General features: G+C 41.9%; 19 protein-coding genes. 12 read left to right on the top strand and 7 right to left on the bottom strand.

Translation table 11 applies throughout. The features are described 5' to 3' along the window. Positions 1 to 71 precede the first annotated feature (71 nt). Positions 72 to 1,757, bottom strand: coding sequence for a potassium-transporting ATPase subunit KdpA (gene kdpA / locus GNF10_RS10945; protein WP_185585164.1), 1,686 nt, complete (start codon positions 1,755 to 1,757; stop codon positions 72 to 74). 582 nt (positions 1,758 to 2,339) lie between these two features. Between kdpA and GNF10_RS10940 the strand changes: the two genes are divergently transcribed. Continuing rightward, positions 2,340 to 3,443 carry a sensor histidine kinase KdpD gene (locus GNF10_RS10940; protein WP_185586805.1) on the top strand — a complete coding sequence of 368 codons (1,104 nt, stop codon included), beginning with the start codon at positions 2,340 to 2,342 and terminating at the stop codon, positions 3,441 to 3,443. Between the two features lies 1 nt (position 3,444). Next, a complete protein-coding gene (locus GNF10_RS10935; protein WP_185586803.1) occupies positions 3,445 to 4,110 on the top strand; it encodes a response regulator transcription factor in 666 nt (221 codons plus the stop codon). Here GNF10_RS10935 and GNF10_RS10930 read toward each other — a convergent pair. Together GNF10_RS10930 and GNF10_RS10925 are read right to left on the bottom strand one after the other, a co-directional pair. Beyond that, on the bottom strand, positions 4,099 to 4,746 hold the full coding sequence (locus GNF10_RS10930; RefSeq protein WP_185586801.1) for a DsbA family protein: 648 nt from the start codon (positions 4,744 to 4,746) through the stop codon (positions 4,099 to 4,101). The genes GNF10_RS10935 and GNF10_RS10930 overlap by 12 nt on opposite strands. A gap of 27 nt (positions 4,747 to 4,773) precedes the next feature. Then, positions 4,774 to 5,403 carry a Uma2 family endonuclease gene (locus GNF10_RS10925; RefSeq protein ID WP_185592030.1) on the bottom strand — a complete coding sequence of 210 codons (630 nt, stop codon included), beginning with the start codon at positions 5,401 to 5,403 and terminating at the stop codon, positions 4,774 to 4,776. A gap of 215 nt (positions 5,404 to 5,618) precedes the next feature. Here GNF10_RS10925 and ffh point away from each other — a divergent pair, with 215 nt between their 5' ends. The 5 genes from ffh to GNF10_RS10900 all read left to right on the top strand — a co-directional run bounded on the left by ffh (position 5,619) and on the right by GNF10_RS10900 (position 9,656). After that, positions 5,619 to 7,085 carry a signal recognition particle protein gene (gene ffh / locus GNF10_RS10920; RefSeq protein WP_185587645.1) on the top strand — a complete coding sequence of 489 codons (1,467 nt, stop codon included), beginning with the start codon at positions 5,619 to 5,621 and terminating at the stop codon, positions 7,083 to 7,085. 212 nt (positions 7,086 to 7,297) lie between these two features. Then, positions 7,298 to 7,561 (top strand): 30S ribosomal protein S16, encoded by a 264-nt coding sequence (gene rpsP / locus GNF10_RS10915; protein ID WP_094328165.1) that lies wholly within the window; start codon positions 7,298 to 7,300, stop codon positions 7,559 to 7,561. Then, complete coding sequence (locus tag GNF10_RS10910; protein ID WP_185587643.1) at positions 7,521 to 7,958, top strand: KH domain-containing protein; 438 nt, start codon at positions 7,521 to 7,523, stop codon at positions 7,956 to 7,958. The genes rpsP and GNF10_RS10910 overlap by 41 nt, the downstream gene beginning before the upstream one ends. A 255-nt stretch (positions 7,959 to 8,213) precedes the next feature. Beyond that, the gene (locus GNF10_RS10905) at positions 8,214 to 9,167 is read left to right on the top strand and encodes a PhoH family protein (protein WP_185587649.1); all 954 of its coding nucleotides are present in this window, start codon (positions 8,214 to 8,216) and stop codon (positions 9,165 to 9,167) included. Between the two features lie 84 nt (positions 9,168 to 9,251). Next, complete coding sequence (locus tag GNF10_RS10900; RefSeq protein WP_185587641.1) at positions 9,252 to 9,656, top strand: ChuX/HutX family heme-like substrate-binding protein; 405 nt, start codon at positions 9,252 to 9,254, stop codon at positions 9,654 to 9,656. Positions 9,657 to 9,698: 42 nt separating this feature from the next. Here the strand turns inward: GNF10_RS10900 and GNF10_RS38500 are convergent, their stop codons facing one another. Both GNF10_RS38500 and GNF10_RS38495 read right to left on the bottom strand, forming a co-directional pair. Beyond that, on the bottom strand, positions 9,699 to 10,214 hold the full coding sequence (locus GNF10_RS38500) for a hypothetical protein (protein WP_185592032.1): 516 nt from the start codon (positions 10,212 to 10,214) through the stop codon (positions 9,699 to 9,701). A 335-nt stretch (positions 10,215 to 10,549) separates the two neighbouring features. Beyond that, on the bottom strand, positions 10,550 to 10,813 hold the full coding sequence (locus GNF10_RS38495) for a toll/interleukin-1 receptor domain-containing protein (protein WP_260446295.1): 264 nt from the start codon (positions 10,811 to 10,813) through the stop codon (positions 10,550 to 10,552). A gap of 288 nt (positions 10,814 to 11,101) precedes the next feature. On the opposite strand from GNF10_RS38495, the gene GNF10_RS10890 reads away from it, so the two are divergent. Beyond that, a complete protein-coding gene (locus tag GNF10_RS10890) occupies positions 11,102 to 11,902 on the top strand; it encodes a DUF6816 family protein (protein WP_185581157.1) in 801 nt (266 codons plus the stop codon). An 89-nt stretch (positions 11,903 to 11,991) separates the two neighbouring features. Further along, positions 11,992 to 13,812 carry an ABC transporter ATP-binding protein gene (locus GNF10_RS10885; protein WP_185581158.1) on the top strand — a complete coding sequence of 607 codons (1,821 nt, stop codon included), beginning with the start codon at positions 11,992 to 11,994 and terminating at the stop codon, positions 13,810 to 13,812. A gap of 564 nt (positions 13,813 to 14,376) precedes the next feature. Here GNF10_RS10885 and GNF10_RS10880 read toward each other — a convergent pair. Next, positions 14,377 to 15,333 (bottom strand): hypothetical protein, encoded by a 957-nt coding sequence (locus GNF10_RS10880; protein WP_260446124.1) that lies wholly within the window; start codon positions 15,331 to 15,333, stop codon positions 14,377 to 14,379. A 660-nt stretch (positions 15,334 to 15,993) separates the two neighbouring features. On the opposite strand from GNF10_RS10880, the gene GNF10_RS10875 reads away from it, so the two are divergent. Continuing rightward, entirely contained in the window at positions 15,994 to 18,105 is a 2,112-nt protein-coding gene (locus tag GNF10_RS10875; RefSeq protein WP_185580975.1) for a M3 family metallopeptidase, read from the top strand. Between the two features lie 146 nt (positions 18,106 to 18,251). Here the strand turns inward: GNF10_RS10875 and GNF10_RS10870 are convergent, their stop codons facing one another. Next, complete coding sequence (locus GNF10_RS10870) at positions 18,252 to 18,665, bottom strand: hypothetical protein (RefSeq protein WP_181852856.1); 414 nt, start codon at positions 18,663 to 18,665, stop codon at positions 18,252 to 18,254. Between the two features lie 423 nt (positions 18,666 to 19,088). On the opposite strand from GNF10_RS10870, the gene GNF10_RS10865 reads away from it, so the two are divergent. Continuing rightward, positions 19,089 to 19,655 carry a PadR family transcriptional regulator gene (locus GNF10_RS10865; RefSeq protein WP_185580976.1) on the top strand — a complete coding sequence of 189 codons (567 nt, stop codon included), beginning with the start codon at positions 19,089 to 19,091 and terminating at the stop codon, positions 19,653 to 19,655. Beyond that, complete coding sequence (locus GNF10_RS10860; protein WP_185580977.1) at positions 19,656 to 21,035, top strand: carotenoid oxygenase family protein; 1,380 nt, start codon at positions 19,656 to 19,658, stop codon at positions 21,033 to 21,035. Positions 21,036 to 21,078 lie beyond the last annotated feature (43 nt).

Genomic DNA, 21,078 nt, shown 5'->3' with positions numbered 1-21,078 from the left:
TAGCAACTTCCAAAATTTTCCCCCTGCCCCGGTTGTTGAGCGTAGTCGAAACACTGCTCCCCCTGCTCTCTTCATCCACCTTTAGCAATCAGAAATGCCTCTGCTATGGGGCCTAAAACAAGTGCGGGAAGGAAGGTAAGAGCGCCAAGAATTAAAATCACTCCGCTTGTAACTCCTGTGAAGAGTCTAGTGTCAGTTCTGAGAGTACCGATGGTCATAGGAACAGGTTGCTTGCGGGACATACTATCCGCCAAAAGTAGCAGTGCAATAATTGCGATATAACGCCCTGCCAAAATACTGACACTGGTGCTGAGGTTCCACCACAGAGTGTTATCGTTTAATCCTTCAAAGCCAGAACCGTTGTTGGCGGCGGCGGAAGCGTATTCGTAAACTACCTGGGAAACACCATGAAAACCTGGATTGCTAATGCCTGAAAGGGTATTGGGAAAACCGAAGGTAATAGCCCAAGGAATGAGAATAGCAAAGGGGTGAACTAATAAAACAACACTGGCTAGAACAATTTCTGATTTCTCGATTTTGCGTCCTAAAAATTCTGGTGTCCGTCCCACCATTAACCCAGTCAGGAACACCGCCAAAATTAGATAGATAAATAGGTAAGCTGTGCCAGTTCCCTGACCTCCCCAAATAATTTGCAAAAACATATTAAAGAGAGTAGCAAATCCACCTGGAGGCATTAAAGAATCGTGCATACCATTAACAGCACCACACATAGTTGCTGTGGTCATGACTGCCCATAATGCTGTTTGTGCCCATCCAAATCGAACTTCTTTGCCTTCTAAATTGGGTTGCTGTTCTCCTAATAGTGAGTTAACAAGGGGATTTCCTTGAAATTCACCTACTGCCGCAATACTTATTAAAAAGACAAAGATGACAAAGACCATCCAAAATACTAGCCATGCTTGTTTACGGTTATTAGCAAATATGCCGTAAGTGTAAATCAGTGCTGTGGGAATAGAAATCATTGCCCACATTTCTAATAAGTTTGTAAAGCCGTTGGGATTTTCAAAAGGATGGGCTGAGTTGATCCCAAAGAAGCCACCACCGTTTTCTCCTAATTGTTTAATAATTTCAAAGTGGGCAACTGGGCCACGGGCAATTACTTGAGTTGCACCTTCTAAGGTGGTTGCTGTGGCTGGGCTTGCCAAAGTTTCTGGCACACCCGCCAAGATTAATAACAAGCCACCAATCACAGATATCGGTAACAAAATTCGCGTGATTGACTTAACCAAATCGCTGTAAAAGTTGCCTAATGGTCTACCAGTTAAACCACGAATAAAGGCAATTCCTACTGCTAAACCAGTCGCAGCTGAAGTAAACATCAAGAACCCAAGGGCGAAAGTTTGACTAGCATAGCTAAAGGTTGTCTCACCAGAATAATGCTGCTGGTCTGTGTTGGTGAGAAAAGAAAGTGTAGTGTGCAGTACTAAATCCCAACTTGGCGCACCTAAATTTGTCGGATTTAGCGGCAACCATCCTTGCAGCATCAGGATTAAACAAACTAAAATCCCCATGACAAGATTGCTATACAGTACTGCTTTGGCATACTGCCAACCTGTCATTTCTTCTTGGGGACGTATACCACTAAAGACATAAATAGCTTTTTCTAGGGGATTTATTACTGCATCAAGGAGTATTTTTTCTCCCATGAAAACACGAGCTATATATTTCCCCAGTAGGGGAGTAGTTGCTATGACTATCAGTAATGTCAATGCAATTTGTATCCATCCTTGTAACATGAATTTAAAAAAGCTCCTGATACATTTTTATATTGTCGAATTTTTGATGAAACACTCTTTCGCTGAATAGCGAACTGGATGCTTTTTGTTAAGGACAAAATTGAGCATAGGAACTGAGGCTGAATTTAAAGCTACAGCTAGTACATAATCTCCATGCCAGATGATCGGTTCAGCACTTGCGAGTATGACTTGATTATTTCTAACAATGCCGATGAATATGCAACTTTCTGGCAAGAATAAGCTAGTTAAAACTTTGCCGCAATGGCATCTGTTGCTCACAATTTTTACACTTGTTAAACCTAATGCAATAATGCATTCTTACAACTTAAGAGAACAATAGGAACAATGTTCTCTAGTTGTTACTAATTAATATAATTAAATATATGAGCTAAAACAAGTAATAGAAGGATATAAAACAGCGTTTATTTTTTATTCATGGTGTTTATTGAGCAATATATATTAAGCGTTTAGGACGTTTGTTTTTAGGTAAACGCTTCATTGATTGGTTAATAATCTGGTATAATTTATTTAGGTAATATGATTTTTAGTTAAAATAATAAAAAATTAACCATCATGCCCTAAATGGTAGATTTCAAAGTTAGATTACTTCATAAAGAATCGCCTTTAGGCAAATCTTTGCTAATTGCAGGTCTATTTGTAGTTGCATTAATTCTGGAGTACTCTACACCTACTGAATATGTGTTTGGCTATCTCTACACAGGGCCGATTTTGTTAGCAAACTCCTGGTTAGGGAGACGTGGCACTTTTCAAGCTACCTTCGTTGCAGTATGCCTAACCATGCTAAATCTTGTAATGCCAGGTGGTGAAGTCGTGAAGGCTTCTACGATCGCCAGTAGAGCGATCGCAGCGCTGGCATTGATTGTCACAGGTGTTTTGAGCGATCGCCTACGTCGTTCGGAAGAAGCGATCGCCCTGACTCGTGCCAAGCTAGAAGCTCAAGAAGAATTGTCCAGAGTGCGTGAAGATTTTGCTTCTACTCTCACCCACGATCTCAAAACTCCGTTGCTGGGAGCAATTGAAACTCTCAAAGCCTTTGAACAAGAAAAATTTGGTGCTGTCTCATCGGCACAGCAAAAAGTTTTAGCCACAATGACGCGTAGCCATCAAACTTCCTTACAACTGCTAGAAACTTTGTTAGATATTTATCGTAATGATACAGAAGGCTTAAAACTGAACTTAGCACCTGTAGATTTGGCTATTTTGGCAGAAGAAGCTGCTAGCACTCTCTCGGAATTAGCAGCCAGCCGCCGCGTTTATCTTTCACTTAACTATGGTGACTCTGATTGGCGGCGATCGCTATGGGTTAAAGGTGATGCATTACAACTTCAACGAGTTTTAACTAATCTTTTAGTTAATGCTATCAACCATTCTCGGCGCGGTGAGCGTGTGGAAATAGTATTAGAACCCCAAGCTTCTTATCAAGTAGTAAAAATTTTGGATACGGGTGCAGGTATTGTACCTGAACAATTCTCCCATTTATTTGAACGATTTTACCAGGGACATAGCCAACGCCAAGCTAAAGGCTCTGGATTAGGGCTTTACCTATCTCGGCAAATTATTGCAGCCCACGGCGGTATAATTTGGGCAGAGAACAGAGTACCTTTTGGGGCGATGTTCGCTTTCAAGCTTCCCGTTTACCCGTCTCAATCTTCTGTTACTGTGTGAGATGCCATCTACCCCAATCAAAATTCTCCTAGTAGAAGATGATGAACTTTTTCGTTTAGGTTTGCAGGTGCGATTGCAACAAGAAACTGGCTTAGAGATTATTGCTGAGGCCGAAGATGGAGAAACAGCTATTGAGTTAATTAACCAAAAATCTTTCGATGTAGTGCTACTAGATGTAGGATTGCCAGGAATTGGCGGAATAGAGGCCTGTCGCCAAATTAAGCAGCAAAATCCTCAGTTACCAGTTTTAGTTTTGACTTCCCACTCCCAAAAGTCTCTAATTGCCCGATTAATTGAAGCAGGCGCTCAAGGCTACTGTCTCAAAGGAGTAGCAGCAGAAAAATTAATGCTGGCACTTCGTTCTGTCGCTGCTGGGGCATCCTGGTGGGATGAAACTGCAACCAAAGAAATTCGTTCTACTTTTGCATCTGATCCTGGCGAACCTAACTCAGAAAATATCTCAAAACTTTCCAATCCCCTAACCCAACGCGAACAAGAAATTTTGTCACTGTTGGCAGCCGGAAAAACTAATCAAGAAATTGCTCTGGTACTCTACATCACACCTGGGACTGTGAGGGTGCATGTTCATGCGATTTTGCAAAAATTAGAAGTGCGCGATCGCACTCAAGCTGTTGTTGTTGCTCTACAAAAAAGTTTAATAAGATAATTGCTTTACCTTTTCAACAACCCAATCAACGCGATCTTTTCCCCAAAATCTCTCGCCTCCCACTACCCAAGTCGGGACTCCGGGACAGCCAAACTGTTCGTATTCAGCTAAGGCTGCCACTGCTGCAAGTTTTGCTGCTTCGCCGTGAATTAATTCAAGAATGCGATCGCCATTCAACCCAACATCATTTGCAATTTTCCTAATCACAGACTCATCATTAACATCAAGAAGATCGATGTACGACGCTCGAAAAAAAGCTGCATCCAGCAAATGCTCCTTTCCAGTTCCACAAGCAGCGTAATAAGCTCTCGCCGGAAGTTCTTCCCGACCAAATTTCATTTTCTCCCAACGCTTGACCCACCTAGCAAATTCTTCAAGTTCTTTAAGGCGAATTTCAATGCCGTACTTTTTCGCCCACCGCAAACAATCCTCTTTGTGATACGACGATAACAAAGCGTTTTCACTTCGTCCTTGTAAATCAACTACCTTTATACCTCGCTCTTTCGGTATATAGATTGGTCTTCGTTCAATATCAACAGGTAAACCCTGCAATGCTTTTTCCGCAAGAGCAATACCAATATATGAATTTGACGAGTGGTATATCGAGTATGAATATACTTTGATTCGTTGTGACATTTGTCTAATTAAATCGCTATTTTGATCTTAAATTTGGCTTCTAACCCATTGGCGAAATTCTTTAACTAATTCCAAATAATCTTTTTCTCCCACCTGCGCTAAAAAATTAGAAATCTCTGTTAATGGCAAATTTGGAAATGCTAAACTCCGTTCCACAGATATATATTTCTGATTTTCTAAAATGTTAATACTAAAATCATTACCATCATATCGCCAGATTTCAGGCACACCTATATCAGCATAGACTTGAAAGCGATTTATAGAACTGCTAGTAATATCAATTTCTACTACCAAATCTGGCGGCGGATCTTGGGCTAAATCTATTCTTTTTTTGCCTTTTATGAAATTAATATTTTCAATGTAAAAGCATTCATCTGGTTCTGCACCACTCAGTTCTGGGCGCTTGAAAGTAGTAGAACCAAGGCAGTCAATTCTAACTTCTAGTTCTTCTGCGAGAGTTTCAACAAATCGACCCGCAATTCTTTTGTATCGTTCATGTTCAGGTGAAGGAGCCATGATTTCTAGACTACCTCGATTGTAAGTAAGCCGGAGGCGACGACTAGCACTAAGTTCAGTTAGCAAGTTTTCATAAGTTTGCCAACTAATACCCGATAAGTGGATGATTTCTGTGGGTTGAAGCAGTGTGTTGCTAGTCATAGCGATATGTAATGTAGGTTCTCGCTGTACAATAGCCTTTCTTGCCCTCATTGTACTTTAAGCTCAATCTTCTATAAAGCTAGGTATCTGGTTGCTACAGTCGCGGTGAAAACTACTAAGCTGGTAAATAGCACGTTTAAAATTTAGCGGAAATTCGGAATCGCATTCATCGGCGGTTCAAGATTCCTCATTGGCGAACTACCTGTAATTACATTATGTTTGATGCTCTATCTGACCGTTTAGAAGCCGCCTGGAAAAAACTGCGGGGACAGGACAAAATTTCTCAATCCAACATTCAAGATGCATTGCGCGAAGTGCGCCGCGCCTTGTTGGAAGCAGATGTTAACCTCCAGGTAGTCAAAGATTTTATTAGCGAAGTTGAAGCCAAAGCCCAGGGAGCCGAGGTAGTTACCGGCGTGCGACCTGACCAACAGTTCATCAAAATTGTTCACGATGAACTGGTGGAGGTGATGGGAGAAGAAAATGTTCCCATTGCAGAAGCCCAAGAAAAGCCTACTATTATCTTGATGGCTGGGTTGCAAGGTACTGGTAAAACCACAGCTACGGCTAAGTTAGCCTTACATTTGAGAAAATTAGATCGTAGCTGTTTGTTGGTGGCGACAGACGTATATCGCCCAGCCGCGATCGACCAGTTGCTGACGTTGGGTAAGCAAATTGACGTACCAGTATTTGAACTAGGAAGCGACGCAGATCCCGTAGAAATTGCTCGACAGGGCGTAGAACGCGCTAGGGCAGAAGGCGTAAACACAGTAATTATTGATACTGCTGGTCGTCTGCAAATTGACGAAGATATGATGGCGGAATTAGCCCGCATCAAAGCAACTGTCCAACCCCATGAAACTCTGTTGGTGGTGGATGCGATGACTGGTCAAGAGGCTGCAAATCTGACTCGCACCTTCCACGATCAAATCGGAATTACTGGGGCAATTCTCACCAAAATGGATGGTGATAGCCGTGGTGGTGCAGCCCTTTCAGTGCGAAAGATTTCGGGAGCGCCGATTAAATTTGTGGGCGTGGGTGAAAAAGTCGAGGCACTGCAACCCTTTTATCCCGATCGCATGGCATCCCGAATTTTGGGAATGGGCGATGTGCTAACCCTGGTAGAAAAAGCCCAAGAAGAGTTCGATTTAGCAGATGCTGAGAAAATGCAGGAGAAAATCCTGTCAGCAAAGTTTGACTTTACAGACTTTCTCAAGCAGTTGCGGATGCTGAAGAACATGGGTTCTCTGGGAGGCTTCATCAAGATGATCCCAGGGATGAACAAGCTCTCAGACGACCAACTCAAGCAGGGAGAAACCCAGCTTAAGCGCTGTGAGGCGATGATTAACTCCATGACTCGCCAAGAACGCCACGACCCCGATTTATTAGCCAGTTCTCCCAGTCGGCGGCGGCGGATTGCTTCTGGCTCCGGCTATAGAGAGTCAGATGTGACTAAACTGGTGGGTGATTTCCAAAAAATGCGATCGCTCATGCAGCAAATGGGTCAAGGTGGTTTCCCTGGAATGCCAGGAATGTTCGGCGGTGGCGGCGGTATGGGCAACGCCTTCGCAGGTGCAGGTAATCGTCCCGCAGCCCCCGGATGGCGTGGCTATGGTGGCGATGCAGGTGCGAAAAAGAAAAAACCCAAAGAGAAAAAGAAAAAAGGCTTCGGCAATCTTTAATTATTGGGCATGGGGCATTGGTAATTTACAAATGACAAATGACAAATGACTAATAGCAGCAAATGCTAGGCAGTGCTAAAATTAGCATTTCGACCTCAGAATTTATCAGCAGAGGAAACTAACCCTCAATTTCTCGGCAACAGCCAGATTGAGGTTGCTTCCTCACCTACTAGTTGGTAACTAATATCTAAACAGGAGAATGATTCTTCAACATGATCAAACTGCGCTTGAAGCGATTCGGTAAAAAACGGGAAGCAAGTTACCGCATTGTCGCCATTAACAACCTCGCTCGCCGCGATGGCCGTCCCCTAGAAGAATTGGGATTTTATAACCCCAGAACTGATGAAGTGCGATTAGACGTTCCCGGTATCGTCAAGCGACTACAACAAGGCGCTCAACCCACTGACACCGTACGTCGCATTCTAGTAAAAGCTAATGTTTTTGAACAGGTCAGTGCAACAACAGCCGCATCATAATTTCGGAACAAAATTGCCAACAGCCAGTCCCAACTATGTTGATCTGGTTCGGTTTTTGGTGCAGCCATTTTTGGAATCTCCAGAGACTTTAAGTGTCGATTGTGAAATTTCTCAGGCCCTCAACCGGGTTTGGGTTCGCATCGCCTTTGAAAGCACAGATAAAGGGAAAGTGTTTGGTCGAGGGGGACGCAATATTCAGGCGATTCGTACAATAATTGCCGCAGCCGCAACTGCAGCTGGGCAATCAGCATACCTGGATATCTACGGCAGTACCACTCCGGGCCGCGAGGGTATGTCTTTTGATGAAGACACAGAAGAGCGATCGCCACCACCGACTAGAAGAGAAGTGCGTGGAAATGATGGGCCTAAACCCATTGTTAAACCCCGCCTCCGCTAGGTTAAAACTAGAGAGCAAATCTGAGCGGAGGTAACTACAACCGCTCAGAATCTTTGTAAAGATAGAAAGTAGAAAAAAGATTTTTGGATATTTTTTTGAACTCTTTAGAAGTAGGGACGTACAGATTTACGCCTCTACGGCCGATTTATTTGTTGCAAATATTTTTCTAAAATGTAAGTAAAAAGCGTAATTTCGCCTTTAGCGAAAAAATATTAACCTTTGTCAAAAATAGATCCTTACGAATTAAAAAATACTATGGCAGGTGCTTTAACAATTCAGCTGCCTAATGTTGCTAGTGCGATCGCTCTTGGGGGAGATGGAGAAGAAAATCTCAAAACCCTATCTCGGCAAACAGGAGCCAATTTAGTGCTACGCGGACAGGAATTAGTGATTTCTGGTACTGAGGGGCAAATCGATCTGGCTTCTCGATTAGTGCGATCGCTTGAAGACCTTTGGATTAAAGGCAATACCATCACTAGTGCCGATATTTTAACAGCCCGTCAAGCCATAGATAGCGATCGGCAAGGGGAACTGCAAGATTTACAGCGAGATGTCCTTGCCAAAAGTCGCAGGGGCGAAGAAGTCCGTGCTAAAACCTTCCGCCAGCGTCAATATATCGACGCACTGCGTAGGCGCGATCTTACCTTTGGGATTGGGCCTGCTGGTACTGGCAAGACTTATCTCGCCGTTGTTGTCGCCGTACAAGCACTCTTGGCTAATCAAGTTGAAAAGCTAATTTTAACTCGCCCTGCCGTCGAAGCCGGTGAAAAACTCGGTTTTTTGCCTGGAGACTTACAGCAGAAGGTTAATCCCTATCTTCGCCCACTTTACGATGCTATCTACGAATTCATCGACCCAGAAAAAGTACCCAGTTTAATGGAACGCGGTGTGATTGAAGTCGCGCCACTTGCCTATATGCGAGGACGCACCCTCAATAACGCCTTTATCATTGTCGATGAAGCTCAAAATACTACACCCGCTCAGATGAAAATGGTTTTGACTCGTTTGGGTTTCCGTTCGCGGATGGTGATTACAGGTGACATGACACAAACTGATTTACCACTTCACCAACAATCGGGTTTAGGAGTGGCTTTACAAATTTTAAAACACGTTGAAGGTATTGCTTTTTGTGAATTTTCTCAAAAAGATGTTGTGCGCCATCCTTTAGTTCAGCGTATTGTTGCGGCTTATGAACAATATGAAAAATAGAAATTGGGAATTGGGCATAGGGCATTAGTTAGGACTCATCGTTTAACCAACGACAAATAAAAAATGACAAAGGAGAAATGACAAATGACCACAACATTGAAAGAATTTTTAGAAGCTTGTGAGACTCTTGGAACCTTGCGCTTAATTGTCACTAGCAGTGCGGCTGTATTAGAAGCAAGGGGCAAGATTGAAAAGCTATTTTATGCAGAATTACCAAAAGGTAAGTATGCGAATATGCACACTGAAGGCTTTGAATTTCACTTGAATATGGATAGAATTATTCAAGTAAAATTTGAAACTGGTGAAGCGAAGAGAGGCAATTTTACAACCTATGCTATTCGGTTTTTAGATGATAAACATGAGCCTGCTTTAAGCCTATTTTTGCAATGGGGTAAACCAGGAGAATATGAACCAGGTCAGGTAGAAGCTTGGAAGACTCTAAAAGAAAAGTATGGAGAACTTTGGGAACCTTTACCAGCAGAGATTTAATATAGATAAATGGTAATTGGCGAAACCGTCAATTACCATTTTTTATTTAGATAATACAATGTCACGAAACTGAATATCTCTAAGCGATTTAGGTGATTCAAATCCTTCTGCCTCAATATTAAGTACTTGGATTTTATTGACTTGTAAAGGAATTTCGATAAAACTCACACTCAACCTAACATTAGCATTTTGGATAAGTTGTGTACTAACGTAATAATTATTTTTAATCGCATCAATTTCAACTGAGTCAGCAGGATATGTAATACCCTCTAAATCCAAAAGCTTGCTTCTTTTAGAGGTATAATTACCATATAATCTCAGTTCTCTATCCTTGAGGGTATTTGTTATTAATACATCACATTTTACATTTTCATTTAATCTTTTGCAGCTTTTAAGTTTAAAAATAAACCCTTCTACTTCGACCGATTGTTGAGATGCTGTTTCTTGTTGAATACTTGGGTTATTCTTGTCAGTGAGTGTAGGCGCAGGAGTTTTATTTGGTAAAGGATTTTCAATAATAGGCTGAGGTGTTGGTGTTGATTTAATCGGATTTGGCAAATCAGTTTCAGTAGGTGATTGTGAGGTAACTTCAGAAGACTTTATAGTTTTTTCGCTAGATATATTCTCAGGACATTGTAGTTTTAAAAAACATCTAACTTCTGGAGTTGTGATAGCAATAATTACACTTAATCCTGTTAATACTAGACCTAAAATAGCGACAAATTGATTAAAACCTACTTTTTTACTACGATATTTCAGAACTTTGTCTTGGATGAGTCTCCAAAGTTTGACAATTTGTTCGTTTTCGTGATCTCCATCCCAATTTAATAAATAAGCTGGTTGAATATCTAAAAATTCTCCAGGGATTTTAATATTTTCAATTAATACAGGAATCAGAATCTTATTATTTTTTTTGCTTCCGAAGCCAAGCTTTTTAATAAGGCAGATTTTACAGAATTATTTGACCATAAAACTATGACAAATTTAGCTTTATCTAGCATTTCTGTTGTTTGATTTATGATTTTACTTCCTATGGAAATATTTTGTGCTTGCCAAACATTAATACTATAATAATTTAAAGCATCTTCTAGGAGACTTGCTATAGCTTTATCCGATTCAGAGTAGAGCAAACAAACTTCATTTTGACGTGCATTCATTTATTATTTTCCTAATTTTGCAAATTACTTAGCTTTCACCAAAATTTATGGTATTGATATATTGATATACTATAAATTAGATAATCAGCATTTTATGGAATTGTACACTAGTAATAATTTACTTTTCAAACACTCAATTATGATAACTTATGTAAAAATTTTATGTACTACATATCATAGCTGAATGTGTGATTAGCTAGCTGGATAATGAGCAATACCTTAAATGCTTTATTTTCCTGGAGATAAAATTTTATTCCATAAAAAATAAATATTAAACAAACACTACCGATGCTTACAAAGAAGGCGATTTGGAGTTTTTGCTTAGTTGTTTCGTTCCTACTATGGAGTAGCGAAGCTCTTGCAGGAGAGTTGTCTCAACGGTTAGCAAATTTTCCTCAGTGGGAAAAATTAACTTCAGTGCAACCGGCTTTGGGTGATTTGATTTACCCTGAATGGATGGCTGGTTCTTGGCAAGTTACCAGTACTTTAGTAGATTTAGCCGCACCTTTAGCACCAGATATCATAACTCCAGGGTTTGAAGGTAATCGCCGACAATTAAATCAGCCAGTGAGTTTTGTAGTAAGATTTGTGAAACAGCTACCACCTATTACTAGGTTAAAAATATTTCCTCGGATAGATAACAAATCCCCAATTTTAGTAGCAGATAGATCGTTTAATAGTTTGAATTTGGCACGGGCTTATTTAGGGGATGAAGCAGTGTTATCAGTCAAAGTAGATCCAGATTCACCTAATCGTCAGATTACATTCTTGCGTAGCAGTCGCCAACTAGTTTCTATTGTGACTGCACGGACTACAGAAACTCTTCCTGATGGCAAGTTCATCACCACAGAAGTGTTTCAACAATTATTCAAAGGTGGTTCACGCCCCTATTTAAACTCTGTAGAATCTACCACTGCTTATCATAAACTTCCAACAGCGAATCCGGTGATAGAGGCAGATCAAGTTACTGCTGTCTATCTTTCACCCCAAGATCCAGATTACTTTAAAGCTGGTTCTCGACCAGTTGCTCTTTATCGCTATCGCCTAGAATTTGTCCCAGCGCAAATGTCTAGCACTCAAAAGCCATGATTTCAACCTAATAGACCTTGACTAACTTGTATTACACCTGTAGCATATAAATTCCAAGCTCACGATCGCGCTCTTGGACGGTGTGCATCATGGCCAAATTTCAAGATATTGTCAATTACTTTCGTTCTGACTGGAAACTGAGTGTTTTCAGTATTACAGCATCTAGCATTTATGAAGTTATTGATTTAGTTGTACCTTACGCGATTGGGCAGATTTTAAACGTTTTGTCTGCTCAACCTTTAGATAAACCACTTCAAAGTGTGATCGCAACTTTTTCTGACATCACTAATTACCCAGTTAATCAAACTCTATCTTTGAGTGTATTACTGGGGTTAATTTTCGTTGTCACAGTAGTCAGAGCGCCTACACAACCTTGGTTAAGCAATTGGTTTCATTGGGATATAGCCTTCAGGTCTCGTCGAGAGAAAAACGAAACAGCGATCGCTAAAGTTCTTACTCTCCCACTAGAATTTTATGATGAAAATAACCCTGGACGCATTGCCGGAAGAGTAGCTAGAGGTATTTCCAACCACACTTTTAGTTACCCTGAAATTGCCGGACAGTTGATTCCTAAACTGGCTCGTGTGCTGGGGATTTTTGTGTTTATCTTGTTCATTGAGTGGCGGATTGCAATTTTATATCTAATTTCCTTTGTAATTATTCTTAGCTTCAGCTTGAAAAGTTTACAACAGCTAATTAGGTATGAAAGTCGTCTGGATAAATATGGAGAGGACACCGAAAGCCGCACTTCTGAATTAATCACCAATATCAAAACGGTGAAAGCATTTGCGACAGAAGCTAGGGAACTGAAGCGGCAAAAGCAACGTTTGGATCGTGAACTAACGGTGCTTGATTATCGCATCCACAAAGGTTATACGATACTGGGTACTTGGCAAAGAACCGTAATTCAGTTTTGTGTATTTACAATTCTGGGTTTGACTTTAGCAGCAACAGTGAATGGGAGAATTTCTCTCGGTCACTTTGTCATGACCTTAACTCTTTCTAGCATGGCTTATGCCGAATTAGAACCTATTAGTAATTTGGCAGAAGTTTTTGCCCGCCGTTATTCTCCTATGCTGCGGTTTCACGAATTTTTGCAAGAGCCAACTGCATCTGATTCAGCTAGTCTTTTAGAAGAGAGGGACCAGACAGAATCACCTTATAAATTTACTGGAAAAGTTGAGTTATCGCACCTCAGTTTTGGATATGATGCCAAGCGTAAAGTTTTGCAAGATATTAACTTGTTGATTGAGCCATACCAAACAGTGGCATTAGTGGGGCGTTCCGGTTCTGGTAAGTCTACTTTAGTGAAATTGCTGTTGCGATATTTCGAACCTCAACAAGGCCAAATTTTGATTGATGGTCAAGATATTCGGACTTTGGATGTGGGTAAATATAGACGGAGATTAGCGATCGTTCACCAAGAAGTAGATGTTTTCAACGGTACGATATTGGATAATCTCACCTACGGCAGACCAAATGCTAGTTTGGAGGAGGTTCAGGAAGCTTGTAGAATTGCCAGAGTCGATGAAGTAGTGCAGCACTTACCTAAAGGTTATTACACTGTCGTGGGAGAACGAGGTGTCAGATTATCTGGAGGACAAAGACAACGGTTAGGAATTGCGAGGGCGTTGCTAGTGAAACCAGACGTGCTGATTTTTGACGAAGCCACCTCTAGCTTAGATTATGAGTCTGAGCGTTCAATTCAGCTAGCGATGCGATCGATTCAGGGTACTTGCACCACTATTGTGATTGCCCACCGTTTAAGTACAGTGCGAGAAGCAGATAAAATTGTAGTTTTGGAGCAAGGAAAGATTGTAGAGGTGGGTAGCCACGATGAACTCTTGCATCAAGAAGGCATTTACCGCCGCTTGCACTCCCTACAAGAAACAGGAGAACTCCTAAGTTAGGGGATGATACCACATTTTGGATTTTGGATTTGAGATTGACTCCATGAATTAATCCGCTTGATTAAATCGACTTTATTAACAGTAAGGTCGATTTTTTCAAATTGTAACTAACGGTATTACGTTCCTACTAATTAATGGATATTTAATCGCTAAGATAAAAATTTTTAATTTAATTATATACTCTATAAAATATTAAAATTATCTCATTATAAAATTTACTGTAAAAAGTGGTAATAATAAATTACCAATAGTAGCCTCTTAATAATCATTATAAATTATTGAATATTTAATTGTTTGGTAGTCTCAATTAAAATTAGCTATCCTCACCTTAGTACAAGGAATTGGCTATTTATTGAAGTTGTTATTGAGATATTAAAAACCAAGTACAGCATTTAACTAATTCGTAGCGAGTTAAATTTGGCAAGACTCTGTGCCCCTACCCTGCGCGAAGGCGTACCACTTCGTGGAAGCAAGCTACGCGTAGCGTCTCGTAGAGAAGCGCTTATGCACTTGGCTTTGCTACCTAGTGCGTTTAAAAACGCTACGATTTCACACAAAACGGTACTAAGATTTACTCTTATCGGCTTCTTTCTGCGCCGCCTCACTATATTTCTTATATAGTTGAGTCCGAATTTTAGCTTCCTGATAACGGCTGTGGTTTTGTGGTACTGTACTCATTAAATCTGAAGCTCGTTGCCATTTAGCAGCGATCTCTAGCCATTGAGTTGAGCTTGTGGCTGTTTTACCAGATGCAGAAGCAAGATTTGCAATTCGCACAGATGTTGAAAATGGGTCATCAGCTGGCTCATCAAAGCTATTGTTAGGAACACGAGATGGTGTTTGGGCTTTTCTCTGGTTAGTATTTTCTGTAGTTAAAGATTTGGAAGTTTGTGGTTGAATTAGGTTTTTCAGTTTATCACCTAGCTGGGCATAAACAATCCAACTAAGCAACAGCAGCGAGCATAAACCAGCTGCTGCTAACACTTTGGTTTTAGATTTATTGCTGTGTTTTTCTTTGTTAATAAGTACCAAAGGACGAGAGACTGAAGTTTTAGGAAAATTTGGTTTTCCTAGTTCAGCTTGAGCGTCTGTGAAATCTTTAATTAGTTGCTTTACAATATTGGGCTGAATTAAGGCAATTTCCTGTGACCAAAGCAATTGGTTGTCGCGATCGCTATCTATCTCTTTTAACCATAGTAATTGTTGTTCTCGAACAATCCGACTGTTGATATTGACTCGGCGAATGTGGCGCGGAGCAATAGACTCAAGAATTTGCTGGATTTGTTCTACGAGGGGAGATTGCTCAAGTTGCTCTATCCTAGCCGCCTCGCACAGAAGTTGTAAAACACCATCAGAAAAAATGGCTCTAGTTCTGACACCAGATTTGGCTAGCTTTTCATTTAATAACTGAATAATCGCAGCAACGCTCCCTTGGTGAGCTTGCCAACCGATATCGTTTATTCGGTCTACCATCTGAGGTTTGGTGATAACTCTTCCACCCTGACTGATTAACGTATTCATTAATTTAGGGACTCTTTTCTACTGACCTTGATCTTGTCTTCGATTTTACGAGTAAAAAGATGAGTTGCCAAATAAAATCATAAAAGTCGAGCCTCCCTTGTCGGTTCGGTAAAGATGCTCGATCGCGCTCAGTTAATTTAACACTCCCGCGCTTAAAAAGCGTAGAATTCTTGAACTGAAACTGCGCTTTCAGGTTAACGCCGATGCTGGCGGACGAGCTACCTGTTTGACATACTACATTATGATGTCTTTTGGCGATCGCATGAACTCAAGTTAAGTTAGCTAAATACTATCAGGATCGATACCAAGGGATAAGCCGCTTCTCTGTAAGAGGCTACGCCGACTCCAACGCCTCTACACAACTATTTTCTTCAACCTTTCCACCTGCGATTCTGCATATCTTGCTATTGGGCTTATTCCCTGGTTAATCTTTCCTGTTTCAGAGACTTTCGCTGATATTTCTGGAACTGTCATTCTGTCAGATATCATTCACAAAGGACACAAAATAGCTGTATCAGGATAAATTTGTCAGTCATTCTCGCTTTTTTTGCCTTTTTATCAGAATGGTAAGACTATTTAGTACAGCGATCGCTACATTAGAAGATATATATAAATAAAAATCATTGTTGATTTTTATTCGTTCGCAGTTCACACAAAACCATGAGTGCAAGTACCATTATTTCCGAAAATCCCTTACTCCAAGGCGTTGGCTTACCTCCCTTTGCAGAGATTAAACCAGAACGAGTAGTACCAGCCTTCAATCAGCTGTTGGCAGAACTTGAGCAGCAGCTTGCCACCTTAGAAGCTAGTGTACAGCCTACTTGGAGTAGTTTAGTAGAACCTTTAGAAAAGCTGACAGAACGGCTTACCTGGAGTTGGGGGGTGGTGAATCATTTAATGGGTGTTAAAAATAGCCCGGAACTGCGCGAAGCTCATGAAATCGTACAGCCACTAGTCGTACAATTTATCAACAAGCTGGGTCAAAGTCAACCTATCTACAATGCTTTTAAAGCACTCCGTACCAGTGACAATTGGGCAACTTTAGAATTAGCCCAACAGCGCATTGTAGAAGCCGCCATTCGAGATGCAGAACTTTCTGGTGTTGGCTTACAAGGAGAGGTAAGAGAGCGTTTCAACGCCATACAGATGGAGTTAGCAGAACTTTCTACCAAATTTTCTAACCATGTACTTGATGCCACGAAAGCCTTCAGCTTAACCCTAACAACACAAGCGGAAATTGAAGGTTTACCACCAAGCTTAGTGAGTCTAGCAGCCCAAGTTGCTCGTGCAGCAGGCGAAAGTAACGCCACACCAGAAAATGGCCCTTGGCGGATTACTTTAGACTTCCCCAGCTATGGCCCTTTCATGCAGCACAGCACCCGGCGAGATTTGCGTGAAAAGCTTTACAAAGCTCATATCACCCGCGCTTCTGCTGGCGATTTGGATAACAACCCCTTAATTGAGCGCATTTTGAAGTTGCGCCAAGAACTCGCAGATATATTAGGCTTTAAAAGTTTTGCCCAATTGAGTCTGGCTAGTAAAATGGCTCCTAATGTTGAGGCAGTCAACGCCCTCTTAGAAGAACTACGCCACGCTAGTTATGATGCTGCTGTCAAAGACTTGGTAGAACTCAAAGCTTTTGCCGCAGCACAGGGAGCAGCAGAAGCTGAAGATTTAAAACACTGGGATATCAGCTTTTGGGCAGAACGCCAACGAGAAGCAAAGTTTGCCTTTACTGCTGAAGAATTGCGCCCCTACTTCCCGCTTCCCCAAGTGTTAGACGGCTTATTTGGACTAGTCAAGCGGTTGTTTGGTGTCACTGTCACTTCTGCCGATGGTCAAGCCCCAGTCTGGCATGAGGATGTGCGTTATTTCCAAATTGCTGACGAAACTGGTTCTCCTATAGCCTATTTCTACTTAGATCCTTACAGCCGTCCAGCCGAAAAACGCGGTGGTGCTTGGATGGATGTGTGCATCAATCGGGCTAAAATCACTGAAAATGGTGTCACTACCATCCGCTTACCTGTAGCTTATTTGGTGTGTAATCAAAGTCCTCCCGTAGATGGTAAACCTAGTTTGATGACCTTCTATGAAGTAGAAACTTTGTTCCACGAGTTTGGTCATGGATTGCACCATCTGCTTACTAAGGTTGATTATCCCGGAGCCGCAGGCATCAATAATGTAGAGTGGGATGCAGTGGAACTACCTAGTCAGTTTATGGAAAACTGGTGCTATGAGCGACCCACTTTGTTTGGAATGGCGAAGCATTATGAAACTGGTGAAGCCCTACCTGAGCATTATTATCAAAAGCTGCTAGCGGCGCGTAATTATATGAGTGGTACTGCTATGTTACGGCAGATTCACCTAAGTAGTCTTGATTTAGAACTACACTACCGCTATCACCCTGATAGTAATGAAACTCCGTCAGATGTGCGTCATCGCATAGCCAAGACTACTACTGTTTTACAGCCCCTTCCAGAAGATGCAATTTTATGTGCTTTTGGACATATTTTTGAGGGTGGTTATGCGGCGGGTTACTACAGTTACAAGTGGGCTGAGGTACTTAGTGCTGATGCTTTTGCCGCTTTTGAAGAAGCTGGTCTAGAAGATGAAGAGGCTATAAAAGCTACAGGTCGGCGTTATCGGGATACGGTACTCGCACTTGGTGGTGGTCAGCATCCAATGGAGGTGTTTAAAACTTTCCGGGGTCGTGAACCAAGTACGATCGCTTTACTCAGACACAATGGTTTAGTCAGTGCTGCTGTAAACTAAACAATACCACTGTAGGGAGGTTGCAATGCAATCTCCCTACTCGCGTCAAATCTTTGTTATCTAGCATCTAGCGATCGCAAAGCTCGTTATCTGATACCAGTGGATTTTATCCCAAGTCATGCCCTGTCGGAGTGACAGGGAATGACTTAAACTTTAGACATGAGAAACCTTGATATTTCTGCATGTGCCAACACAGCAGATGGTTCGCGCTGGAGAGCGTTGTAATACTTTCTCTCGAAGGTATTGCCCGTCTCTAACGGTACAATCAGCGTGCGGACATCAGCAATCAACTTTTCAAAATCTTCCAAAGATATCGGTTCATCAGCTTCGAGCATTTCATCAACTTGCACAACTACCTCAGAAATACGATGTAGCCAGGCAAATTGTTCATGAGCGATAACTAGCTGAAGTAATTCTCCGCTTGATACTCGTCCACTAACCTGTTCATAGGCAATGCGTTCTGTTTCCAACAACATCTTATGAAGGTGGAGTAATTTATTTCGTAAATCACGCAGATATTGATGTTGACGTATTCTTTGTGAAAGTGTGTTAGAAGTCAATGTTAACCATCCTCTCGTTACAATAGCCTTCAATGGCTTAAATAATTGCTGCATCCGTATTGATCGCCAATAGACTGTAGCGAACAACTAGCTTGTTGAGTGATACCGTAGCGATGCGTAGACGCTTGCCGCTCCAACTTTCTCCCCACAACACTCTACCTAGTAAGATTCCCGTAGGATTATAGGATCGTCACTCAACATACATCGCCACTTCCGCACCGTCTTATACAAACAGCACCATTAACCATCTGCCCAATCTCAGTTCATGTATTCGGTTCCCTTGTTAAGACGTATGAAAATCAACATATCTTTTTATAACGGTTGTATCTTATATTGGATTAATCATATATTAGCATAAACTTATAAGAAGTAGATAGTTATAGAACCTAGTGAGAAAATGTCAATTATGGGAAAACAGTCTTAATGTCCCTAGCATACGTAATTCTAGGTCTTCTTCAGCAGCAAGAAATGACGGGCTACGACCTCAAAACCAGCTGCTTTGATCAATGCATTGCCCATTTGTGGCCAGCAGACCAGGCACAAATTTACAGAACTCTCGATAAGCTAGTTGAGCAAGGCTGGATTACCTGTACGATTGAGATTCAGCACGATCGCCCCAATCGCAAAGTCTACACTGTGACGGAGCTAGGGAAAGCCGAATTTGCCCAATGGCTTGGGACTCATCAGCCGTTACCAACTGTACGAGAACCAATGCTAGTCCAGTTGCATTTTGCAGATCAGTTATCGGATGAAGCCATCATTCACCTACTGGAACAACAATTGGCGGCTCGAAGCAAAAAGCTTGCTGAATGCGAAATTATTGATTTGCCATCACTTGGTGATGATTCTGCCAACCGTGAGCAGGTAATGCAAAGGCTGGTGCTGGAGTTGTTAATCAAAAGAGAACAGACTTATATTAATTGGTTGAACACAGCGATTAATGTTATCGCTCACCAAAAGCCATATCCATCACATTACCAAATTTTATAAATGCCAACAATAGCAGTCAATCCTTATCTCGATCGCAATTTTGCTCCAATCCGTGAGGAAATCACCACCGACAAATTGCCAGTCATCGGTGAATTACCCCTTGATTTATCGGGGATGTTTGTACGGAATGGCCCTAACCCTCAATGGACACCCATCGGTCAATATCACTGGTTTGATGGTGATGGGATGCTACATGGTGTGCAAATTAGCAACGGCGTAGCTACTTATCGTAACCGCTACGTTCAGACAGCCGGATGGAAAAAAGAACGAGAAGCGGGTAAGGCTCTGTGGAGTGGGTTTTTAGAACCACCGCGAATGGATAATCCCCACGGCCCCCGCAAAAACACCGCCAATACTGCCTTAGTATGGCACGCGGGTCAGATGTTGGCACTGAACGAAAGTGGTAAACCACACGCCATCAAGCTTCCTGAATTGGAAACCATTGGCGAGTATAGCTACAATGGGAAGCTAATCTCTGCCTTCACAGCTCATCCCAAGGTAGACCCGGTGACGGGCGAGATGATATTCTTTGGCTACTCTGTATTTACGCCGCCATACCTGCAATATAGTGTTGTCTCAGCACAAGGCGAAATTTTGCGGACAGTGCCAATTGACCTGTCCATAGGAGTGATGATGCACGATTTCGCCATCACTGAAAACTACACTATTTTTATGGATTTTCCGTTGACTTTTAGCGCCGAGCGATCGCAACGAGGAGAACCTGTGATGATGTTCGAGCGCGATCGCCCCAGTCGTTTTGGCATTCTACCACGTCATGGTGATAACAGTAATATCCGATGGTTTGAAAGCCCATCTTGCTACGTCTTTCATACCCTCAATGCTTACGAAGATGGAAATGAAGTAGTGCTTATCGCCTGTCGTATGAGTTCTACTACTGTGTTGATTTCTGATAATTCGCAATCCGATCCAGAAGTAAATATCCCGCGTTTGTATCGCTGGCGATTTAACCTCAGCACGGGGACAGTGCGTGAGGAGATGTTAGACGATGTAGCATCAGAATTTCCCCGCGTAAACGAAAATCTATTGGGGCGGAAAACCCGATATGGCTACAGTAACAAAATGGCGAATAGTTCATTACCTTTATTTGAAGGCATCATTAAGTACGACTTAAACAGTGGAAATTCTCAAACCCACGAATTCGGACAGGGACGCTATGGTGGTGAAGCTGTGTTTGCGCCGCGTCCTGGTGCAATTGCTGAGGATGATGGCTGGCTTGTGACTTTCGTTCATGATGAGAATTCAAACACTTCAGAATTAGTAGTGGTGAATGCCCAAGATGTAACGGCTGAACCTGTAGCGCGGGTGATAATTCCTCAACGAGTGCCTTATGGATTTCATGGTGCTTGGGTTGCACAGTAATAGCTAAATGGGCGGTTGAACAAGAGGCAAGGGGGCAGGGGGT

Source organism: Nostoc sp. UCD121, assembly GCF_014222285.1.
GTDB lineage: Bacteria > Cyanobacteriota > Cyanobacteriia > Cyanobacteriales > Nostocaceae > Nostoc.
This window is presented reverse-complemented; position numbering and strand designations above follow the sequence as displayed.

Bases quoted from the DNA above. Each gene is read 5' to 3' on its own strand.
- GNF10_RS10900 (WP_185587641.1), top strand. From the start codon at position 9,252: ATGACCACAACATTGAAAGAATTTTTAGAAGCTTGTGAGACTCTTGGA.
- GNF10_RS10875 (WP_185580975.1), top strand. From the start codon at position 15,994: ATGAGTGCAAGTACCATTATTTCCGAAAATCCCTTACTCCAAGGCGTT.
- GNF10_RS10935 (WP_185586803.1), top strand. From the start codon at position 3,445: ATGCCATCTACCCCAATCAAAATTCTCCTAGTAGAAGATGATGAACTT.
- GNF10_RS10925 (WP_185592030.1), bottom strand. From the start codon at position 5,403: ATGACTAGCAACACACTGCTTCAACCCACAGAAATCATCCACTTATCG.
- GNF10_RS10940 (WP_185586805.1), top strand. From the start codon at position 2,340: ATGGTAGATTTCAAAGTTAGATTACTTCATAAAGAATCGCCTTTAGGC.
- rpsP (WP_094328165.1), top strand. From the start codon at position 7,298: ATGATCAAACTGCGCTTGAAGCGATTCGGTAAAAAACGGGAAGCAAGT.
- GNF10_RS10885 (WP_185581158.1), top strand. From the start codon at position 11,992: ATGGCCAAATTTCAAGATATTGTCAATTACTTTCGTTCTGACTGGAAA.
- kdpA (WP_185585164.1), bottom strand. From the start codon at position 1,757: ATGTTACAAGGATGGATACAAATTGCATTGACATTACTGATAGTCATA.
- GNF10_RS10860 (WP_185580977.1), top strand. From the start codon at position 19,656: ATGCCAACAATAGCAGTCAATCCTTATCTCGATCGCAATTTTGCTCCA.
- GNF10_RS10865 (WP_185580976.1), top strand. From the start codon at position 19,089: ATGTCCCTAGCATACGTAATTCTAGGTCTTCTTCAGCAGCAAGAAATG.
- GNF10_RS10905 (WP_185587649.1), top strand. From the start codon at position 8,214: ATGGCAGGTGCTTTAACAATTCAGCTGCCTAATGTTGCTAGTGCGATC.
- GNF10_RS38495 (WP_260446295.1), bottom strand. From the start codon at position 10,813: ATGAATGCACGTCAAAATGAAGTTTGTTTGCTCTACTCTGAATCGGAT.
- GNF10_RS10910 (WP_185587643.1), top strand. From the start codon at position 7,521: ATGTTTTTGAACAGGTCAGTGCAACAACAGCCGCATCATAATTTCGGA.
- GNF10_RS10930 (WP_185586801.1), bottom strand. From the start codon at position 4,746: ATGTCACAACGAATCAAAGTATATTCATACTCGATATACCACTCGTCA.
- ffh (WP_185587645.1), top strand. From the start codon at position 5,619: ATGTTTGATGCTCTATCTGACCGTTTAGAAGCCGCCTGGAAAAAACTG.
- GNF10_RS10880 (WP_260446124.1), bottom strand. From the start codon at position 15,333: ATGAATACGTTAATCAGTCAGGGTGGAAGAGTTATCACCAAACCTCAG.
- GNF10_RS10890 (WP_185581157.1), top strand. From the start codon at position 11,102: ATGCTTACAAAGAAGGCGATTTGGAGTTTTTGCTTAGTTGTTTCGTTC.